Source organism: Epilithonimonas zeae (genome assembly GCF_023278365.1).
Lineage (GTDB): Bacteria > Bacteroidota > Bacteroidia > Flavobacteriales > Weeksellaceae > Epilithonimonas > Epilithonimonas zeae_A.
Genome location: NZ_CP075338.1, coordinates 147,872 through 168,667 on the forward strand (window position 1 = coordinate 147,872; position 20,796 = coordinate 168,667).

Here is a 20,796-nt window from a genome sequence, read left to right on the forward strand (position 1 = left end):
AAAAGGATTTTGCAAATTTTTTAATTCACTAAATTAAAATGATAAACCTAAAAAATAAAAACCTAGAAATGAGCCTTCATCTTTTGATATGGCTGGTTTTGTTCTTTCTTCCTGCCGCGTTCACCATTGGTTCGGAGACAGATTGGAGTGCGATTTTCAGACACTTTTGGTTGCAGTTGTTTTTCCTTGCGATTATATTTTATCTCAATTATTTTATCATTGTCAAATGGCTTTTTGAGGATAAAAAACTTTGGTTTTTTGCATCCAATTTTTTGTTATTGATTTTGCTGATTTTTGTCAAAGGTCAGATTTTCGAATTACTCGAACCAGACCGACCAAAAATGCTGGGAAAACGTCCACCAGATGGTTTACGTTACTTTTTCGATTTCCTGATTTATCTGATTCCTGTTGCGTTTTCTATTGCGATTAATGCCAGCAAAAAAATGCAGAAAGCTGAGGAAATGAAAATTGAAGCTGATAATATCAAACTGCAGTCTGAACTTCAACATCTTAAATATCAACTTCAGCCACATTTCTTTTTCAACGCACTTAATAATATTTATTCCTTAATTGATTTTGATTCGGAGAAAGCGAAACAAAGTGTTCACAGTCTGAGTAAATTGATGCGTCATCTTTTATACAAAACTGATGTTGATAAAATCAGCCTTTCGGAAGAAATCGATTTTTTGAATAAATACATTGATTTGATGTCATTAAGATTAAACGACAAAACAAAAGTTTACACCAACTTTCCAACGAAAATTCCGAGTTTGGAAGTTGCTCCGTTGTTGTTTATTTCAATTGTGGAAAATGCCTTTAAACACGGCGTTTCGGCGACTCAACATTCGGATATTAGTTTTAAAATGGAAGTTTTTGAAGACGAAATTCAGTTCACCGCTTCCAATTCAAACTTTCCAAAAACGGATACAGACAAAAGCGGTTCAGGAATCGGCGTCGAAAATCTGAAAAAAAGACTAAACTTGCTTTATCCCGAAAAACACGAGTTTCATTCTTGTCTGAACGACGGAATGTACATTGCGGAAGTGAAATTGAAAACGAAATAAAATTTTAATTTTAAAAATCACTATCTTTGAGTAAGTTATATGTAATGCAACAGTCGTCTAAACTTCATCCAGATCTTTCTAAAATTCCAAGATTTCTTTTTTGGGACACGAATTTTGATGAAATTGATTGGAAAAACAAATATGTAGCTGTCATCAAACGTGTTTTTGAGCGTGGTGACGATGAAGCGAAGATTGAAATTGAAAATTTTTATGGTAAGGATTTGATTAATAATGTTTTGAAATCTAAATCAACCAAGCCAATGCATCTTCATATTAATAAATAATGTTGTTTTTTTCCACTGTTTCTCCAGAATTAAAATCTGCTCTTGAAATTGTGATGAATGCTGAGATTCTGAAACCTTTTCGTTTGGTTGGAGGAACTTCTCTTTCGTTGCAGCTTGGACATCGCATTTCTATTGATATCGACCTCTTTACTGATGCAAATTATGGAAGTATTGATTTTGGAGAAATAGAAGAGTTTCTAAAGACAAAATTTTCTTTCATCAAATTTTCTTCTGAACTTACATCTTTTGGTAAATCTTACTTTGTTGGAAATAGTCAGGATAATGCAGTCAAATTAGACATTTTTTATTCTGACCCATTTATTGATAATGAGTTATTGCTTGATGATATTCGTATGGCAAGTCTGAAAGATATTGCAGCAATGAAAATTGAAGTCATTCAAAATGGCGGAAGAAAAAAAGACTTTTGGGATTTACACGAGCTTTTGGAGCATTTTTCTCTAAACGAAATGTTGGAGTTTAATAAAAAACGCTATCCCTTCAGTCACGATTTTGATTTGATTATTAAAAATTTTACCAATTTTGAAATTGCTGATGATGACTTTGATGTTTTATGCCTGAAAGGAAAATACTGGGAAATCATCAAATCTGATTTTGAAAATCTCATAAAGAAATTCACAAATAAATAATGAAAAAAATTACCTGCCTCATCGCCGACGACGAACCAATGGCGCTGAATCTTATCGAAAGTTATGTTCTGAAAACGCCTTTTCTGGAACTGAAAGCCAAATGCAACAGTGCTATAGAAGCGATGCAGATTTTGGAAGAAGATAAAGATATTGATTTATTTTTCCTGGATATTCAAATGCCTGATTTGACAGGTTTGGAATTTTCAAAGCTACTTCCCCAAAACAGTCGTGTGATTTTTACGACCGCTTTTGACCAATATGCGATTGACGGTTACAAAGTAAATGCTTTGGATTATCTGCTAAAACCGTTTGATTATAATGAGTTTTTAAATGCTTCTACCAAAGCCAGAAATTATTTTGAATCTCAGAAGCCAGTTCCAATTTCAAAGCCTGAAAAAAAGCAGGAGTTTTTCTTTGTGAAATCTGAGTACAAACAAATTAAAATTAACTTTTCCGAAATCCTTTACATCGAAGGTTTGAAAGATTATGTGAAAATATATCTGAAAGACAATCCCAAACCAATTCTAACTTTGATGAGTCTAAAAAAACTGGAAGAAGAATTGCCATCTGAAAATTTTATGAGAATTCATCGTTCTTTTATCATTGGTCTTGATAAAATTGAAGCTATTGAAAGAAATCACATCGTTATCGGAAAAGAACAAATTGCCATTGCCCCGAATTACAAAGATTCTTTGATGGAATATATTGGCGGAAAGAGTTTGTAAATTCCCCTCTTTTGGAGGGGTGTCGAAAATTCAGAAAGAATTTTTGACGGGGTGGTTTAAAAGATATCTACAATTTTCTGATTCATATTATTTAGAGAAAAAGCTTCACCTTTTTGTTTCCCATTCATCGCTTTTGCCAAAGGAGATTCGGGAGAAATACAAATGATTTTCTGATTTTCAAAAGTGATTTCGCCTAAAGAAACGGAGATAAAAAACAAACCTCTTTCAGTTTTTACAATCGCTCCTTTTTCTGCTTTATCAGAAGGTTTTATAAGAATTGTTTTTAGAAAATCCTGTTGTCTCAATACTTCATTCAGTTGAACCTGTAGATTATTGATTTCCTGCTGAAGCATTTCTCTTCCCGTTTCGTACTTGTCGCCCATTGAACTTTTGGTGTCGTTGTTAGAGGCTCGGGTTTCTGCAATCAGTTTTTCGAAATTGCGGATTTTTTCGGAGAGTTTTTCCTTGATTGTTTTTAGAAGAAAAGCTTTTTCCATTAGTATAAAGTTATTTTGACATCCGTATTTTTACCATTGATAGATTTTAATTTCCCACTTACAGATTTATCAAAAGTATCATCCCAATATTCAAAAGTTGTATTTCCAATTTGTTTGATTTGCTCATATTTGGAAGAATCGAAAACGTAATTATCTCTGTACCCAATAGCGATATTTCCTATTTTTCTAATTTTTCCATAGTTGTGTTTATCGGCAAATTCATCATCAAAATATTCGATTTTGATAGAACCAATATTTTTTAATTTCTTGAATTTTATTTTGTCAAAAGTCTCATCTCTCCAATAATCAAGATTAACATCGGCGATAGATTTAGGTTTTCCGTATTTTACACCATCGAAATTATAATTGTCCCAATAAACTATCTTCTTATTTCCTTGAGTTTTGAGTTTTCCATAAGTTGCGTCATTATTAAAATCATCATAATATGAAAAATTTCCTTCGCTGTTTTCAAGATAAAACCCCAAATAATCTCCTGATTCACTAATTTGAAAATGAATATCATTTAATTGAATTTCATATCTCAACAATCTCGAACTTGATTTTCCAATAACCGCTGTTAAAACTTTTTCCTGAGAAAATAGTGGTTGAAAACCAAATATTAATGTAACTAGTAAAAGTATTTTCTTCATAAAATTATTTAATCAAAGTCAATCCCAACTTCTCAGCTTCATTAATCACAAATTCTCTTGCTTCAGCCTTATCATTTTGAATTTCGCCTTCAAGAATTGCCTCTTTCACTTTTTCTTTTAAGATTCCAATTTCTTTTCCAGGCTTCAGGTTGAACATTTCCATAATTTCTTCACCTGAAATTGGTGGCTGAAAATTTCTTACTTGGTCTTTTTCTTCAACTTCTTTTATCTTTTGCGCTACATATTCGAAGTTCTTTTTGAAACGAGCTTGCTTTGAATAATTTTTGGTCGTGATGTCCGATTTGCAAAGCGTGAAAAGATCTTCCATATCTTCTCCGGAATCAAAAAGTAAACGTCGCAAAGCTGAATCAGAAGCATCATCCGTAATCAAAGCGATTGGTCGTGCGTGCATTCTTACCAATTTCTCAACATATTTTTGTTCCGCTCCAAGAGGAAGTTTCAGACGTTTGAAAATCGGCTTAATGAGTTTTGAACCAAGAAATTCGTGACCGTGAAAAGTCCAGCCAATTCCTTCTACAAACTTTTTAGTCGGCGCTTTTCCGATGTCGTGAAGTAAAGCCGACCAACGAAGCCAAAGTTTATCTGTATTTTCAGAAATATTATCAACTACTGCTAATGTGTGGTAAAAATTATCTTTATGTGTTTGTCCGTCGATATCCTCTATGCCTTTTAGAGCAATCAATTCTGGAAGAATGTAGTTCAAAAGTCTGGTTTCTTCCAATAATTTTAAACCTTTTGAAGGTCTGTCGGAAAGCATTATTTTATTGAACTCAACCATAATACGTTCCATCGAAACAATTTTCATTCGTTCAGACTCTTCTTTGATGGCTTTCAAAGAATTTTCTTCGATTTCGAAATCCAGAGTTGTTGCAAAACGAATGGCTCTCATCATTCGCAAAGGATCATCGGAATAGGTTTGATGAGGTTCAAGAGGAGTTCTCAAAATTTTGTTGGACAAGTCCCGCATTCCTCCAAATGGGTCAATCAGTTCTCCAAAATTATCTTTGTTGAGAGAAATTGCCATTGCATTGATGGTAAAATCTCTTCGTTTTTGGTCGTCTTCCAAAGTTCCGATTTCTACAGATGGTTTTCTGGAATCCTCACTATAGCTTTCTTTTCTGGCACCAACAAATTCCAGTTCCAAATCTTTGTAGCGGAACATCGCAGTTCCATAAGTTTTGAAAATGGCTACTTTGGTTTTTGGGTCGATTTCTTTCGCTATACTTTCAGCGAGTTCTATTCCGCTGGATTCTGTGACAAAATCTATGTCGGTTGGTGCTTTTCTTTTCATCAGCAAATCTCTTACGAACCCGCCAACAGCGTAAACAGATTGTCCGTTTCTGTCGGCGACTTCAGAAATGATTTTGAAAAGTTTGAGGTTTTTATTTTGGTTGAGGTTGATAAACATTTTATTACTTCAAAAAAGAGTATTTAGATACAAAGTTCGCAAAGATTCATTAAGTACTAGCTGCTTTTAAGTTTGCAAGCTGTTTTACTTAGCAAGAAAATAATTGGAACTCTGGTTTTATTTGTTTGCAAAGATAATTCTTTTGAGAAAAGTTTCTACTATGCGCAGCTGCGTAAGCGATAGTAGCGGATATCCTTTTTTGTCGGCTTGCAAGCCAACGAAAAAGATAGGAGCGGATAGCGCGGTCTTCATATTTTTTGATTGGGGAAAGCTGTCGGGAAAAATATGGAGATACGCCCCAAATTTTTGAAAATCAGGACTTTTTGTCTTTTGGTTTTGCTTTGATTGTTGGAAATCAGACATTTTGCTATGAAAAAATATGCGGTATTCTTTTTGAGATTATGATCAATACAAAAAGTAGTTTTTTTTCATAGTTTATTTTTCCGGCGGATGGTCTTGCAAAAGGTCATCCGCCGGTTTATTTATTCGCGGAGGATTTTGATTTGGTTATTGTTCCAGACTTTGATGACGGACGAACCGGAAAACTCCGAAACCTTATCGTGATTATCTTCTACTATATAGTCAACCGCATTTTTGATTTCGTTCGAGATATCACTGAACTTCATTGGGGATTTTTGTCCGCTGAGATTGGCTGATGTTGAAACAAGAGGTTTGTTTAGTTTTGTTATGAGTTTTTTGCAGTAATCATTTTTTACGATTCGGATTCCTACACTTCCGTCTTCTGCCAATAATTCTTTCGGGAGATTTTTCGGATTTTCATAAACTATTGTTACAGGTTTTTCGCTCAAATCGATGATTTGCCAAGCCATCTCAGGGACGTCTACCAAATCCTGCAGTCTTTTTTCACACTCTACTAATATAATAAGAGATTTGTTTTGCTCTCTTTTCTTAATGTCAAATATTTTTTTAATGGCTTCCGGATTGGTCGCATCACAACCAATTCCCCAGATGGTGTCGGTTGGGTAAAGTAGGGTTCCGCCGGATTGTAAAATTTCTATTGCTTGAGTAAAGTCCATTTTGAGTGCAAATTTTGGTAAAAATCAAATATTAATGACTGTTAAAGCTTTTAATTGATTGATTTTCATTGGTTTGATTGGTTTGGGTGAAATTTTTAGATAAAATTATCTGCCGCAAATTTAACAAATAATGAACAGACTTTTAAAACTCATTAACCTGTTAAACTTGATTTAACATAATATGATTTTTCGTAACGCTTAATTAAAGAATATTTAAAAATACTTATACATTCCAATCGATTCTCATATCATTTCTTTGGCAACGAAGAAAAAGGAAAGTAAAAAAATGAAAGCAAAAACTATAAGCATCAGTGCTTTGTTTCTTTGTATGCCAATGTCTCTTTTGTTGGCGCAAAATACCCAAGATACTCTGAAGGGTGAAAAGAAAATCGACGAAGTTAAAATCATCGGTAACACTAAAAAAAGTACGGAATCCAACATTATCGCTACTCAGAGAAAATCTGTGGAGGTGATAGAAAGAGTAGGTTCTGTACAGTTGGAAAAACAAGGAATTGGTGATGCTGCCGTAGCTGTTACAAAAGCAACTGGTTCCCAAAAACAAGAGGGAAGTGGACAGATATTCATTCGTGGACTAGGTGATAGAAACAACTCAACAACCATCAATGGACTTCCGGTTCCTTCCAATGATCCAATATACAAAAATCTTGATTTATCTATTATCAAAACAGATATGATTGATTTTGTGGGATTGGAAAAAGTCTATCAGCCAAAACTTTGGGGTGATATCTCAGGGGCTAACGTAGATATTGTGACCAAAGTTTATACAGGCAAGCCTTATTTTAAAGTTAACTTAGGCTCTTCTGTTAATACAAATGCGCTTAGTAAAAATAATTTTTATCTTCAGGATGGTCCCAATTATTTTGGATTCAAACAGCTTAATAAACCTAGTAATGCATTATTAGCAACACAGGGTTATGCGTTTTCTACATCTTGGAACAATAGACAGGTAGCGACACCCATAAATTCTTCTCTTGGTTTTGATTTTGGAACTAATTTCAAAGTAGGAAGCCAAGGTAAACTGAGTATTTTCGGCTATGGATCTTTTGATAACGACTATTCTTTTGTAGAAGGGAACATTGGTTCATCTTTCAATAATGAAGGTTCTGCATTGAAACAATTGAATGGACAAGAGTTCAAGTACCTTACAAATACAACTGGTTTATTGAATGTTAATTATCGTATCAATGCCAATCACAATATTAATTATAGTTCTAATTACATCCATACCACAGAACAAAAATTAGGAAATTACAGTGGCTACATTCGTGATGTCAACGAGCTTTTAAACGAAAATCAAGAACGCATCGAAGTTGCAAATATGAGAAGAGCGTTGTATAAAACCAATGACCTGTTTATCAATCAGCTTCGTGGAGAGCATAAGATTTCTGATCCGTTCAAAATTGTTTGGAATCTTGGATACAATAGATTGGACAGCAGAAGACCTGATAGACAACAGAATATCTCTGTATATAATATAGAAACAGGTAATAATTATTTTGCTAATAGTAATCCTGGAGCCAATCAAAGATATTTTGATAAGTTGATAGAAAATGATTACGTTGGTGATCTTCACGCAGACTATAACTTTTCAGATGACCTTAAAGTAACTTTAGGATATAGCGGAAGAAAGAAGGATAGTGATTTCAGAGCATATCAATACAATTTCAGGATTCTTCAGCCACAAGGCAACTATTATTTGGATCCGCAAAACTATGATGGCTTCTTTAATTTGGGTAATTACACAACAGGTAACTTATTTCAGATTGCAACATTCTGGGGAGATATAAAAGATCCTCAACAAGCTCTTAAGCCACAGTTTTATGAGTCAGAGTTGTTTAATAATGCTGGGTATGCTAATGTAGAATATAAATTCAATGAAAAATTCACGGGGCAACTAGGACTTCGCTATGATAATATCGATCAGAAAATCACTTACATGACAGCTATTTTCTCAAATGGAGGGATCATTAATAAAAATTATTCAAAACTACTTCCTTCATTGAATTTAAAATATGCGGTCAACGACAAAAATAACCTCAGATTTTCAGCTTCCAAAACATACACAACACCACTCCTGATAGAGTTAGCGCCTTACGAGTATGAGGAAATTGATGAATTAAGTTTTGGAAACGTAGATCTTAATCCTGCAGACAACTACAACGTGGATTTGAAATGGGAATGGTTTCCAAAAAGAGGGGAGGTTATCTCTGTTACCGCATTTGGGAAATACATTATTGATCCAATTGCAAGAGTTACAGTCAACTCATCATCCAATTCGGTTTCTTTTGTTAATACAGGAGATAGTGGAAGGGTATTCGGAGCAGAGTTAGAAATCAGAAAAGACTTATATGAAGTAGGCAATACTCGCTTATATACATTCCTCAATGGTTCTTATATCAATACACAACAGGATCTTGACAACGACAAAGTAGTTGCAGAAAATCCAAACTCCAGAGTCTCTGTAGATTTCATAAAAGACAAAGACAAGATGCAAGGTGCTTCCGATTTTCTTGCCAATGTCAATTTGGGTTGGGAGCAAAAATGGGGAGACAAGAACGCTTTAGATTTTGTTGTTTCATACTCATATATATCAGACAACATCTATGCATTAGGGTATCAGACAAAAGGAAATATTGTAGACAAAGCTATCAATACTTTGGATGCAATTGTAAAAGTTAAGCTTTCCAGTGGCTTAGGTATCTCTTTTACGGGAAGAAACTTATTGAATCCCGAGTACAAAAGAGTACAAGCCAACCAAAACGGCGATGTAGCGGTTAGAAATTTCAAAAAAGGAATGAACTACGGAGTTGGATTCTCTTATGAATTTTAAAAAATAACAACATATTAATCTATAAAAATAAAAAAATGAAAAAATCGTATTTAAAACTGATTGCAGTTGCATTCATAATCTCAACAACAACGGTAACATTTGTATCTTGTAGCAATGACGATGATGATATACCTGCTGTAACACCTACTGGTATTGCTTCCAATCCGGCAGATTTCAAAGGTGAAGTTAAATCTGGAGAAACTGTAACACTAGATGCTACCAAGATTTATAAAATTACAGGTGCTGTAATCGTACGTGAAGGTGGAAAATTAGTAATTCCTGCAGGTACAAAATTAGAAGCTTCGGGAGGTACTTCTGCTTTCGTAGTAGTGGAGCAAGGTGGACAGATTTTCGCAAACGGAACAGCGTCCGCACCTGTTGTTTTCACATCACCTACTGCTACGCCAGGAAGCTGGGGAGGTGTCGTTCTTTGTGGTAGAGCACCTATCAACAAGGGAACTACAGCAACTTCAGAAGTGGGGAATGCAACCTATGGAGGTACAGTAGCTAATGACAACTCTGGATCTATGACTTTCGTAAGAATCGAGTACGCTGGAGCTATCTTCACTGGAGAAAAAGAATTCAACGGGCTTTCTCTTTTCGGAGTAGGTAATGCTACTAAGATTGACAATATATCTTTAGTAAATGGTTCTGATGATGGCATCGAATTTTTCGGTGGAACTGTAAATGTTTCAAACATCGTTTCTATTTATAATGAAGATGATGCTTTTGACTGGACAGAAGGTTGGAACGGTACTGCAACCAACATTTATACAAAAAGAAGAGCAAATGGTGTGGGTAATAGAGGAATTGAAGCAGACAACAACTCAAACAACAGAGATGCTAATCCAAGATCCAATCCAACTATCAAAAATGCTACATTCATCGGAGCTACTTCTGGAGAAGCGGATGGGATGAAACTTAGAGAAGGAACTCACGCTACAATTGACAATGTGGTTTTATCTAACTGGACAACTGGCATCAACGTAGAGCACGATCAGTCTGTAACTTTCTTCAACGGAGCTAACAAAATCACGAATGTAAAATTCGAAAATATTGTAACAAAAGCTTCTGTAAAAGCAACTGCGGGAAGTCCTGCTGCAACACTTTTGGATAAAACTTATACAGAAAATGCTAACGCAACTGGTGCTGGTAGCGGTACAGCTACACCAACTTGGGCAAATGGATGGGCTGGATTGTAAGATCCTTAATTTAGAAAATTTCTTTTTTCTTCATATCAAATCAAAAAATTATTTGAACCTGCAGGTCCTCTGCAGGTTTTTTATTTATATTCTTACATCTGTAAGTTATATTCTCGCGCCTGAAATTTATATTCTTACGATTGTAAACTATATTGGAGCAATTGTAAACTATATTCTTGCACCTGTAAGTTATATTCTCGCTACTGCAATTTATATTCTTACGACTGTAAACAATATTGGAGTAACTGTAAACTATATTCTTGCGTCCGAAAACTATATTGGAACATCCGGAAACAATATTTTCCATTCCAAAACAAAAAAATCTGCCCAATCCCCAAAATCTACGAGAGATTTTCCAGCATATTAAAATAACAATTCCGAAATTTGCCATCAACCATCAACCATCAACCATCAACCAATGAACATCATCCTCGCATCCACATCCACACTCTTCGGCGGACAATACTTGGAATACCTCAAACCAGAACTCCAGATTCTTTTTAATGGAATTGAAGAATTAATTTTTATTCCTTTTGCAAGACCAGGCGGAATCTCCCACGAAGATTATACAGCCAAAGCAAAAGAATTTTTTGCAACAATTAATATCAACGTAAAAGGTCTTCATGAGTTCGATAATAAAGAAGAAGCCATTAATTCAGGCAAAGCTTTTTTCACAGGTGGAGGTAACACATTCCTTTTAGTAAAAACGCTCCACGAATTAGGATTGATGAATATCCTGAAACAAAATGTAGAATCAGGAAAACCATATCTGGGTTGTAGCGCAGGAAGCAACATCGGCGGGATCAATATGAAAACAACCAATGATATGCCCATCGTCTATCCGCCGAGCTTCGAGTGTATGGGATTGATTCCTTTCAATATTAATCCACATTACCTAGACCCCAATCCTGAAATAAGACACAACGGTGAAACCAGAGAAACCAGAATCAAAGAATTCTTGACTCAGAACGATATCAAAGTTATTGGGCTGAGAGAAGGAAATTGGATCAGAAAGATAGATGATAAAATCACTGTAGAAGGGTCTGAGCTGACTAAAATCTTCGAAGTAGGAAAAGAACCTTATGAAGTAGAATCAGGAACCGAATTATAAAACCAGGTCAATGAAAAAAAATATAGGATTTATATTAGTGTCAATTGTATTTGGCTCAAAATCAATTCGAGATCAGGGATGGTTCAAAACAATTCGATGCAAGGATCACAGTCCAGAATTGTGAGGGCGATACTTGTAGCGGAGAAGGCGTCGTAGAATTAATTAATAAAAAATCGAAAAAAGTTTTCCAAACACTCAGATCGGATGACCTTTATTTTTATTTGAACAAAAATCAGAAGCCAAGCGTCAATGTTATCCAATTGTACAATGAGCAGAGTCCGCTGATCTTTGATGATTTCAATTTTGACGGAACAGAAGATATTGCTGTAAGGAACGGAAATCAAAGTGGTTATGGCGGACCATCTTATGATATTTACGTTTACAATTCTACCAGGAAACAATTTGTTCCTAGCGAAGAATTAACAGCCTTGGCCTACGAAAACCTCGGAATGTTCCAGACAGATCACAAACGTAAACGCATTATTACTTTTGCAAAAGATGGTTGTTGTTGGCACATTACCACAGAATATGCAGTAATTCCCAAGAAGGGACTTCAGAAAGTCTATGAGTTTAAAGAAGATGCGATGGACGGCGAGTATGTTACAGTCACTACGAGAAATCTCATCAATAATAAGTGGACAAGTAGATCAAAAAAATATAAGATCAAAGATTATTACAAAGATTAAAAAATGAAGATACAGAAAGAAATAGATTTTATCCTGGCAGTTGATGCCTTGAAAAATGTACAGAGAAGAAATTATAACGCAGACGATTCCAGAAGAGAGAATACGGCAGAGCATAGTTGGCAGATCATCATATTGGCTCAGATTCTTTTTCCTTACGCTAAAAACAATACAGAAATCAATTTATTGAGAGTTATTAGAATGTTGTCCATTCACGATTTGGTAGAAATAGATGCTGGCGACACTTTCCTCTTCGACGAAGAAGGAATGAAAGGAAAATTCGAACGTGAAAAACTAGCAGCGAAGAAAATTTTTGGAATTTTAGATGAACCACTTTTCTCAGAATTTTATAATCTCTGGATAGAATTTGAGGAAGAAGAAACACCTGATGCTATTTTCGCTTGCGCCATTGATAGAATAATGCCTTTTATCCTTAATTCTTATACATCAGGTAAAAGTTGGACAGAAGCCGGAGTTACCGAAAAACAGGTAAGAAATATGTTAGAAAACGCCATTTGCAGAGCTTCAGACGATATGGGAGATTGTTTTCAATTACTGATGAAAAAATGCTTCGACGAGAATAAGTTTTCTTAAAAACAATATAAAAAACGCTTCCAAATTTGGAAGCGTTTCTATTTTATAAATAAGTCTTAATTATTTAGTCGCTGGAGTTTTTGCAGCAGGAGCACTATTTGCTGGTGCTTTTACAGGCGCTTCAGATTTCGCTGGTGTAGGAATAGAAGGTACTGTTTGCGATGGCTTTCCTGTAAGAATGATACTTAAGAAAATCAAAACTACAATTGTAGTTCCCAAAGTCCAAGTTGCTTTTTCCATAAAATCATTGGTTCTCTGAACCCCGAAGTTAGCAGCAGAAGCACCTCCGAAAGTTCCGGAAAGTCCGCCTCCTTTTGGATTTTGCGCCATAATGATGATAACTAATAAAATGCTAGCAATGATAATTAGAATCATAAACAGCGTAAATATTGTGCTCATAGTATTGTCTTGAAATAAATTTTGAAGCGCAAATATAGGGATTATAAATCAATAAATAAAAACTTATTTCTTAATAAACTTCACAATATTAGTTTCGTTGCTGAGGGAATTTAAATAGATGAAATTACTCATTGTTACAATTACAGCAATATTTAATACCTTAGCTAAGTTTTTAAAATTAATTATTAATGAAACTAAAACATATTCTTGTTGCAACAGCAGCGCCTTTTATGATGAATGCACAACAGGTAATGACACCGGAAATAATGTGGACGCTTAATCGACTTGGTGTTCAGTCCGTTTCTCCGGATAATTCTTCTCTGATTTACAAAATCAGCAAAACAGACCTTAAAACCGAAAAATCAAACTCCGAAGCTTTTTGGCTTAATCTTTCAGGACAATCTACCAAAATTGATTTGGGTAAGAAAAGCCTAATCCAATGGGATAATAATGGAATTTATGCTTTAGAAAATAATAAAATTTTCCTGTCAAAAGATTCAGGAAAAACTTGGTCAGAGTTCTATAATATTGGAGAAGTTGATAATATTGTCATTTCTCCAGATGGTAAAAAGGTAGCTTTTAGTAAGGCTGTTCATATTGAAAATCTTTTAGGAAAGGATAAATATAAAGACTTACCAAAAACAACGGCTCAAATTTATACAGACCTCAACCATCGTCATTGGGACGCGTGGAATGAAGGTTCTTACAATCACGTTTTTGTTGTTAACGTTTCAGAATCTGCGGATAAAGCGAAAGACTTGTTGGAAGGCAAAGCTTTTGACTCACCTCAGAAACCGTTTGGCGGAGCAGAGGATTTTGTTTGGAGTCCGGATTCTTCGGAATTGCTTTATGTGACTAAAGCGAAATCTGGTGCAGAATATGCTCAAAGCACCAACACGGATATTTTCGCTTACAATCTGGCTTCAGGAAAAACTACGAATTTAACAGAAGGAATGATGGGTTACGATGTGAATCCGAAATTCAGTAATGATGGAAAATTCCTGCTTTGGAATTCGATGGAGAGAGACGGTTATGAGGCAGATAAAAACGATATTGTGATTATGGATTGGAAGTCCAAAGCAAAAACCAATTTGACCAAAGCTTGGGATGAAAGTGTAACAGGTGATGTCAAATGGGCTTCGGATTCCAAATTGATTTATTTCACTTCAGCTTTCAGAGGAACTAAGCAATTGTTCTCGGTTGATGTCAAAAACAAAACTGTAAAACAATTGACGAAAGGTGATTTCGATATCAATGATGTTGTTTTAGAGAACAAAGGAAAACTTTGGGTAACGAAAACCGATATCAATCATAATGCGGATTTATTTGAAGTTGATTCTAAAGGTTATTTGAAACAAATTACTGACATCAATAAAGACAATTATTCCACATTGGTTCAGGGAAAATCTGAACTGAAAATGGTAAAAACCACAGACGGAAAAGAAATGGGCGTTTGGTTCCATTACCCACCCAACTTTGACCCGAACAAAAAATATCCAACTTTGGTTTATTGCCAAGGTGGACCACAATCCGGATTGACACAGTTTTTCTCCACAAGATGGAATTTCGCTTTGATGGCGGCTAACGGTTATATCGTAGTTGCTCCGAATAGAAGAGGGATGCCAGGCTGGGGAGTAAAATGGAATGAAGAAATCAGCGGCGATTGGGGTGGACAACCAATTAAAGATTACTTATCTGCAACCGATTTTGCTAAAACTCTACCTTATGTAGATGGAAATAGATTAGCGGCAGTTGGAGCAAGTTATGGCGGTTATTCTGTCTTTATGTTGGCTGGTGTTCACGAAAATAGATTCAAAACTTTTATCGCGCACGACGGATTGTTTGATATGAAATCTTGGTACGGAACAACAGAGGAACTTTGGTTTGCGAACTGGGATTTGGGTGGAAACTATTGGCAGAAACCAACGCCTAAAGCTTATTCAGAATTCAACCCAAGTAATTTTGTGGACAAATGGAACAAACCGATTATGGTTATCCAAGGCGGAATAGATTTCCGAGTTCCTTATGAGCAAGGCCAGGAAGCTTTCCAAGCCGCAAAACTAAAAGGTCTTAAAACCAAATTTCTTTATTTCCCGAACGAAAATCACTGGGTTTTACATCCGCAAAACGGTTTGGTTTGGCAGAGAGAATTCTTTGATTGGCTTAAAGAAACACTTTAGAAAATTCCCATCCTTTGGAGGGTGGCCAAAAATTTGAAAAAATTTTGCCGGGGGTGGTTCAAATATTTTAAATTGCAGTTGAAATTTTTCGGCTGCAATTTTTTATTTTTAGCTGAATATAAAAAACACAAATATGAAATTTTATTACCACTATTTTTTATTGGTGCATTTGCCAATGCTCAGGTTTCTAACGTTGTAAGACATCCAGATTCTTACAAAAATTTTCCTTACGAAGGTACAAGAATTATTCAGGTTGATGAAGTCAATTCTCCTGATAATGAAGATAATGTTTTCATTTTTTCTAAAATCGAGAAAGGTGCAAAACCCGACAAAATGACGTTTCAAAGATTTACGAAAGTTGATGGAAACTGGAAAGTTGTTGCGAAAAAGCAGATGACTCACGATGGGATTTTAAGTGCTTGGGGACAACGGAAAGCGTTTGCAGATTATGACAAAGACAAAAGTATCGACGCTTTATTTATCTACGCCTTGAACGATTATGATCTAAAGCAACAATCTGTTCATTTGATTTTTTCTAAGAAAGATAAGCTTTATGAGATTTCTACTTCGGCAGAAAGTGGCTATACGAAAGATATTTATTCCGATAATTTCAAAACTTTGCCAGAAAATATTCAAAGTAAAATTTTAGAATATTGGAATAAGTTGGATAAAGAATAATTTTTGACCCCCTCAGAGTTCAAAACTCTGAATTTTTTTTTGATTAAAATGAAATTACTCAATCTCAATCGCCCAACCCGCTTTCCAATCTTGATGCTTCTCCAATTTAACAATCCCAAATTTCTCCGTCAATTCTTGATTATGATTTTCCAAATCTGCAATGCCTTGCCAAGGTTCTAAACAAACAAAATCCGCATTTTTCGCAGCCCAAATTCCGAAATAAGGAAAATTAGAAAAAGTGAAAATGACTTTGTGATTATTTTTATTATTTCTCAAAATCAATTCTCTGCTTTTCATCGTTGTCATCACCAACGCATCTTTTGCGAATAATTCGTCAGACAACGGAAGCGTTTTGTTATCTAGCTCAATGGTTTGCGTTTCGTTGCTGATGAGGTTATCAATCAACGGATGAATTTTCAGTTTTTCATCATCGGAAAAAGCAATTTCGTAATCGTTATAGTTCAGACCATTTTCTGTGTCGATTGCAAATCCCGGATGTGCGCCGAGAGAAAAATACATTTCTTTTTCAGACAGATTTTTCACTTGATAAGAAACCGTCAGTTTGTTCTCAACCAAAGCATATTTGATTTCCAAACTGAATTCGAATGGATAAATTTTCAAAGATTCTTCATCAGATTTCAATTCAAAAATAACTTCATTTTCAGATGAATTTTTCACTTCAAAAGTTCGTCTTCTTGCAAAACCGTGGCGAGGCAATTCATAAGTTTTACCTTCAAAAATATATTGTTCATTTTTCAAAGCGCCGACAGTCGGGAAAAGAACAGGACTTTGTCCGCTCCAAAAATCAGGATTACCGCTCCACATTATTTCTTTCCCGGTTTCGAGATTGATGAGAGACGTCAATTCTGCTCCAAGTTCATTGAAAGTTGCTTTTAGTTTATTATTTTGAATCGTTATCATATTGTTAATTTACTTAAATGATTTAAAAATATTGGTAGAAATCTTATCAAAAACCGTTCTTTCATTCTCATCATACTGCAAAATGGCGTAGGCAAAAGCATCATTTTTGAGAATCGTTTTTTGATAAAATATCTTTCCGTTTTTATAACCTGAGATTACAAAAAATGTCTTTCCGCGTTTTTGATAAGTTATTTTTGTGGCTGTATTTTTAGCGAGACTTTTGAGGTCTGCGTCAAATTGTTGTTTCAAAGATATTGTTCTGCCTTCTGCATCCAGATTATTTCGTCCAAAAACTCTTAGAGTTTCTTCGTGCTTATGATTGGTAAAAATTCGTCCATCACCATTAGAACTTTCGGGCTCTGGTGTCATCAATTGTATTGGATAATCAACACAATATTGAAAACGAACATTACAATAGTTATCATAGTTAAGATTGGCTTGTACAAAGGCATTTTTTGATTGTGCATTTCCAAAACTAACAGTCAGAAAAGCAAAGAAACCCCAAATTTTTAGCATAAAATCATTTCATTTTTGAATCAACAAATATCTATAATAATCTTTGAATTTTTAGTCTATCATCCAAAAGTCTATCATCTGTCTTCTCAATTTACAATATTTTCCTAAATTGCCGTTTAATAAGCAATAATGAAAGGTCTTAATTTTCTGAAACGCATCAATAGCTGGGTCGTATATATTATATTGACTTCCATCGTTGCAGGAATTATTATTTCCTCCAACTTCCTGATTCAGCATCTTAGAAGTAAAGAAACTGAAAGAATTAAGTCTTTGGCAACAGCAATGCGTTATCTTCAGGATACCGATGTAGATTCGAGATTCAGCGAGTTAGCACTGTATGTCATTAGTGAGAATGAAGATTTGCCCATCATTGTTACCAACAAAAAAAGAGAAGTTTTAGAAAGCCGAGGTATTTCCGAAGAGATTCTTAAAGACAAAGAAAAACTAAAGGCAAAAATGACTGAAATGGAAAGCAAATATCCGCCTTTCGAGATTCAGTTGCCGGATTTTAATAATCAATATTTGTATTATGATAATTCGGATTTGATGAATTATTTGCGCTATTATCCTTTACTATTAGCATTATTCATTTCATTATATCTCGTTTTTTCATTTTGGTTTTTACGATTACTGAAGAAAACTGACGAAGGTTTTGTTTGGGCAGGATTGGCCAAAGAAACGGCGCATCAGATTGGAACGCCATTGTCGTCAATGATTGGCTGGGTCGAGATTATGAAGCTCGAAGATGAAAATGGAATGGGCGTGAAAGAACTCGAGATGGATGTCAACCGACTCAAAACCATTTCCGAAAGATTCTCCAAAATCGGTTCTATTCCAACACTTAATGATTTGGATATCAATGAAACTGTTCAGCAAAATTTCGATTATTTGAAATCCAGAATTTCCACCAAGGTTGAATTTACTTTAAGGAAAACCTACGAACCGGTTTTGGTTCCTCACAGTCAGATTCTAATGAGTTGGGTGATTGAAAATCTTGTAAAAAATGCGGTTGATGCAATGAAAGGCGAAGGGAAACTGGAATTGTCCCTTTACAAAAAAAATAAAAACGTTTACATCGATGTAACTGATACAGGTTGCGGAATGACCAAACAACAAATCAGAAATGCTTTCAAACCTGGATTCTCCACCAAAAAACGAGGTTGGGGATTAGGTTTGTCATTAACGAAAAGAGTAGTATCAGAATATCACAAAGGCGACGTGAGAATTGCTCAATCTGAAGTAGGGAAAGGAACGACTTTTAGGATTGTTTTGAGGGAAGAGCAGAAGTAAAAACTAATGATTTATAATTTTTTAATTTTATAAATAAACATAATTATGAATGAAATTATTAAATCTTATGAATTTTTTAATATCAAAGAAAATCTTCATAAAGAGATTAAAGAATCTATACTTCCTTTGTATGGAGAATTTGAATATAGTAAGCCTAATTCTGATAGATATGGTAGAATTAAAATAAAATTAGATATAGAAAGAGATTTAGATTCTTTAAACGAGATTGAAAAGAAATTAATTGAAGATTATGAATCGCTTGAACAGTTTTATTCTTTAAAAGAAAAATACAGTAATGACTTTTTTGTTGAGAAAATTGATTTTGATAGTTACAAGTCTTTAAATATTAGTAGATATCATACTTACAAATGGGATGTAAATGAAAATATTTTACCGAAAGAATTTGAAACATATATAAAACCAGAACTAATAAATTTTATCGAATTATTTTCTCTTTTTCAAAAAGAGAATAACAAGATTTATTGTTTTTCTGTAATTGACGGAGCTTATAAAAACTCCGAAAGACCAGGCCACTTAATGGCAACAAAGCTTGCAATTATAAATTTATTTCAAAAAATATAAAAGCTCTACGATTCGTCTCAATGAATATTCTAATTTAGAAAATTCCCTTTGATTTCAAAATCCATATCTTTGCAAAATGAATAAAACCACTTTTGCAGATTTCGATTTACCGGAAAAGATTCTTGATGTTCTAGCCGATTTAGATTTATTTGAACCGACGCCGATTCAGGAAAAAAGTTTAAAACCGATTCTTTCAGGTCGCGATGTGATGGGAATTGCACAGACCGGAACGGGAAAAACTTTAGCTTATTTGCTTCCTGTTCTCAAAACTTGGAAATATAACAAATCCGGGAATCCTACAGTTTTGGTTTTAGTTCCTACAAGAGAATTGGTAGTTCAGGTTACAGAAGTTTTAGAAAAACTGACGAAGAATATCACTGCAAGAGTTATCGGAGTTTATGGTGGGAAAAACATCAATACGCAGAAATTGTTGTTCAATGATGGCTGCGATATTTTGGTCGGAACACCAGGTCGCGTGATGGATTTGTCGATTGATAATGCGATTTCTCTTAGAGAAGTTAATAAATTAATCATTGACGAGTTCGACGAAATGCTGAATCTAGGTTTCCGTCCACAACTGACTCATATCTTCGAAATGATGAAAGAGAAAAGACAAAATATCCTTTTTTCTGCAACAATGACCGAAGCTTTAGACGAAATATTAAATGAATATTTTGCTTCTCCAATCGAGATTTCTTTAGCAAGGTCGGGAACACCTTTGGAGAAAATTGCTCAGACTGCAATTCCGGTTGATAACTTCAATACAAAACTTAATTTGCTAATTCATCTTCTGAAAACTGAGGATAATCTTGAGAAGATTCTAATTTTCGCAAATAATAAAAAACATGCAGATTTAATTTTCGAAAAACTAAATGTTGAATTTCCCGATGAATTTGGTGTCATTCACTCTAACAAATCTCAGAATTTCAGATTAAGAGTAATGCAGGAATTCACGAATGAAGAATTGCGTGGCGTGATTACAACAGATATTATGGCGAGAGGTTTGGATATTCCGGATATTTCGCATGTTTTCAACTTCGAAGTGCCTGAAGTTCCTGAGCAATACATCCACAGAATTGGTAGAACCGGTCGTGCGGACAAAGACGGAATCGCAGTGACTTTCTACACCAAAAAAGAAGAAGCTCAACTTCTTGACATCGAATTGTTGATGGATAAAGAAATCAATAAAACTGAATTCCCAGAGGAAGTAACCATCTCAAAAGTCAAAATCGCGTCTGAACAGGATGAAGTAAAAATGAAATTCCTGACCACTGCAAAACTTAACGAAGGCGAATCTGCTTTCCACGAGAAAAAAGATAAAAACAAGAAAATCAATCTTGGCGGCCCAAGCAAGCGAAAAGCGCCTAAGAAATTTGGAGCGAACAGAGCGCAACAAAAGCAAAAGTCAAAAGCTAAGAGAAAGAAATAAAAACACGCCTCAGAATTTTCTGAGGCA

The 20,796-nt window shown here is 34.8% G+C and carries 23 protein-coding genes; 15 read left to right on the forward strand and 8 right to left on the reverse strand.

Features of this window, described 5'->3' with window-relative positions:
- Positions 1-38: 38 nt before the first annotated feature.
- From KI430_RS00505 to KI430_RS00520, 4 genes are read left to right on the forward strand one after another with little or no spacing between them, the layout of a single operon-like run.
- The gene (locus tag KI430_RS00505; protein WP_248876347.1) at positions 39-1,064 is read left to right on the forward strand and encodes a sensor histidine kinase; all 1,026 of its coding nucleotides are present in this window, start codon (positions 39-41) and stop codon (positions 1,062-1,064) included.
- A 26-nt stretch (positions 1,065-1,090) separates the two neighbouring features.
- On the forward strand, positions 1,091-1,348 hold the full coding sequence (locus KI430_RS00510) for a DUF6922 domain-containing protein (RefSeq protein ID WP_248876348.1): 258 nt from the start codon (positions 1,091-1,093) through the stop codon (positions 1,346-1,348).
- On the forward strand, positions 1,348-1,995 hold the full coding sequence (locus tag KI430_RS00515; protein ID WP_248876349.1) for a nucleotidyl transferase AbiEii/AbiGii toxin family protein: 648 nt from the start codon (positions 1,348-1,350) through the stop codon (positions 1,993-1,995). The genes KI430_RS00510 and KI430_RS00515 overlap by 1 nt, the downstream gene beginning before the upstream one ends.
- Positions 1,995-2,720: a LytR/AlgR family response regulator transcription factor gene (locus KI430_RS00520; RefSeq protein ID WP_248876350.1), complete on the forward strand. Its 726-nt coding sequence runs from the start codon at positions 1,995-1,997 to the stop codon at positions 2,718-2,720. The genes KI430_RS00515 and KI430_RS00520 overlap by 1 nt, the downstream gene beginning before the upstream one ends.
- A gap of 56 nt (positions 2,721-2,776) precedes the next feature.
- Here the strand turns inward: KI430_RS00520 and KI430_RS00525 are convergent, their stop codons facing one another.
- The 5 genes from KI430_RS00525 to KI430_RS00545 form a co-directional block, all read right to left on the reverse strand.
- Complete coding sequence (locus tag KI430_RS00525) at positions 2,777-3,217, reverse strand: GreA/GreB family elongation factor (protein ID WP_248876351.1); 441 nt, start codon at positions 3,215-3,217, stop codon at positions 2,777-2,779.
- Positions 3,217-3,867 (reverse strand): hypothetical protein, encoded by a 651-nt coding sequence (locus KI430_RS00530; protein ID WP_248876352.1) that lies wholly within the window; start codon positions 3,865-3,867, stop codon positions 3,217-3,219. Before KI430_RS00530 ends, KI430_RS00525 begins: the two co-directional genes overlap by 1 nt.
- A gap of 4 nt (positions 3,868-3,871) precedes the next feature.
- The gene (locus KI430_RS00535; protein WP_248876353.1) at positions 3,872-5,296 is read right to left on the reverse strand and encodes a CCA tRNA nucleotidyltransferase; all 1,425 of its coding nucleotides are present in this window, start codon (positions 5,294-5,296) and stop codon (positions 3,872-3,874) included.
- A gap of 117 nt (positions 5,297-5,413) precedes the next feature.
- The gene (locus tag KI430_RS00540; RefSeq protein ID WP_248876354.1) at positions 5,414-5,659 is read right to left on the reverse strand and encodes a hypothetical protein; all 246 of its coding nucleotides are present in this window, start codon (positions 5,657-5,659) and stop codon (positions 5,414-5,416) included.
- A gap of 119 nt (positions 5,660-5,778) precedes the next feature.
- Entirely contained in the window at positions 5,779-6,333 is a 555-nt protein-coding gene (locus KI430_RS00545) for an L-threonylcarbamoyladenylate synthase (RefSeq protein WP_248876355.1), read from the reverse strand.
- Positions 6,334-6,619: 286 nt separating this feature from the next.
- On the opposite strand from KI430_RS00545, the gene KI430_RS00550 reads away from it, so the two are divergent.
- The 6 genes from KI430_RS00550 to KI430_RS00575 are packed head-to-tail and all read left to right on the forward strand — an operon-like array spanning position 6,620 to position 12,774.
- Positions 6,620-9,184: a TonB-dependent receptor domain-containing protein gene (locus KI430_RS00550; RefSeq protein WP_248876356.1), complete on the forward strand. Its 2,565-nt coding sequence runs from the start codon at positions 6,620-6,622 to the stop codon at positions 9,182-9,184.
- A 35-nt stretch (positions 9,185-9,219) separates the two neighbouring features.
- Positions 9,220-10,386, forward strand: a complete 1,167-nt coding sequence (locus KI430_RS00555; RefSeq protein WP_248876357.1) for a hypothetical protein — start codon at positions 9,220-9,222, stop codon at positions 10,384-10,386.
- Between the two features lie 52 nt (positions 10,387-10,438).
- A complete protein-coding gene (locus KI430_RS00560) occupies positions 10,439-10,753 on the forward strand; it encodes a hypothetical protein (RefSeq protein ID WP_248876358.1) in 315 nt (104 codons plus the stop codon).
- A gap of 51 nt (positions 10,754-10,804) precedes the next feature.
- The gene (gene pepE / locus KI430_RS00565) at positions 10,805-11,497 is read left to right on the forward strand and encodes a dipeptidase PepE (RefSeq protein ID WP_248876359.1); all 693 of its coding nucleotides are present in this window, start codon (positions 10,805-10,807) and stop codon (positions 11,495-11,497) included.
- A gap of 50 nt (positions 11,498-11,547) precedes the next feature.
- Positions 11,548-12,183, forward strand: coding sequence for an XAC2610-related protein (locus tag KI430_RS00570; RefSeq protein WP_248876360.1), 636 nt, complete (start codon positions 11,548-11,550; stop codon positions 12,181-12,183).
- Between the two features lie 3 nt (positions 12,184-12,186).
- Positions 12,187-12,774: an HD domain-containing protein gene (locus KI430_RS00575; RefSeq protein WP_248876361.1), complete on the forward strand. Its 588-nt coding sequence runs from the start codon at positions 12,187-12,189 to the stop codon at positions 12,772-12,774.
- A gap of 60 nt (positions 12,775-12,834) precedes the next feature.
- Here the strand turns inward: KI430_RS00575 and secG are convergent, their stop codons facing one another.
- Complete coding sequence (gene secG, locus KI430_RS00580; RefSeq protein ID WP_248876362.1) at positions 12,835-13,173, reverse strand: preprotein translocase subunit SecG; 339 nt, start codon at positions 13,171-13,173, stop codon at positions 12,835-12,837.
- Between the two features lie 188 nt (positions 13,174-13,361).
- Between secG and KI430_RS00585 the strand changes: the two genes are divergently transcribed.
- Together KI430_RS00585 and KI430_RS00590 are read left to right on the forward strand one after the other, a co-directional pair.
- Positions 13,362-15,353, forward strand: a complete 1,992-nt coding sequence (locus KI430_RS00585) for an alpha/beta hydrolase family protein (RefSeq protein WP_248876363.1) — start codon at positions 13,362-13,364, stop codon at positions 15,351-15,353.
- Positions 15,354-15,425: 72 nt separating this feature from the next.
- The gene (locus KI430_RS00590; RefSeq protein WP_248876364.1) at positions 15,426-16,031 is read left to right on the forward strand and encodes a hypothetical protein; all 606 of its coding nucleotides are present in this window, start codon (positions 15,426-15,428) and stop codon (positions 16,029-16,031) included.
- A 54-nt stretch (positions 16,032-16,085) separates the two neighbouring features.
- Here KI430_RS00590 and KI430_RS00595 read toward each other — a convergent pair whose 3' ends face one another.
- Both KI430_RS00595 and KI430_RS00600 read right to left on the reverse strand, forming a co-directional pair.
- Complete coding sequence (locus KI430_RS00595; RefSeq protein ID WP_248876365.1) at positions 16,086-16,952, reverse strand: aldose 1-epimerase family protein; 867 nt, start codon at positions 16,950-16,952, stop codon at positions 16,086-16,088.
- A 9-nt stretch (positions 16,953-16,961) separates the two neighbouring features.
- Positions 16,962-17,468 carry a hypothetical protein gene (locus KI430_RS00600; RefSeq protein ID WP_248876366.1) on the reverse strand — a complete coding sequence of 169 codons (507 nt, stop codon included), beginning with the start codon at positions 17,466-17,468 and terminating at the stop codon, positions 16,962-16,964.
- A gap of 129 nt (positions 17,469-17,597) precedes the next feature.
- On the opposite strand from KI430_RS00600, the gene KI430_RS00605 reads away from it, so the two are divergent.
- The 3 genes from KI430_RS00605 to KI430_RS00615 all read left to right on the forward strand — a co-directional run bounded on the left by KI430_RS00605 (position 17,598) and on the right by KI430_RS00615 (position 20,769).
- Positions 17,598-18,758: a sensor histidine kinase gene (locus KI430_RS00605; RefSeq protein WP_248876367.1), complete on the forward strand. Its 1,161-nt coding sequence runs from the start codon at positions 17,598-17,600 to the stop codon at positions 18,756-18,758.
- Positions 18,759-18,803: 45 nt separating this feature from the next.
- The gene (locus KI430_RS00610) at positions 18,804-19,340 is read left to right on the forward strand and encodes a hypothetical protein (protein ID WP_248876368.1); all 537 of its coding nucleotides are present in this window, start codon (positions 18,804-18,806) and stop codon (positions 19,338-19,340) included.
- 76 nt (positions 19,341-19,416) lie between these two features.
- Complete coding sequence (locus KI430_RS00615) at positions 19,417-20,769, forward strand: DEAD/DEAH box helicase (protein WP_248876369.1); 1,353 nt, start codon at positions 19,417-19,419, stop codon at positions 20,767-20,769.
- The last annotated feature ends 27 nt before the right edge of the window (positions 20,770-20,796 follow it).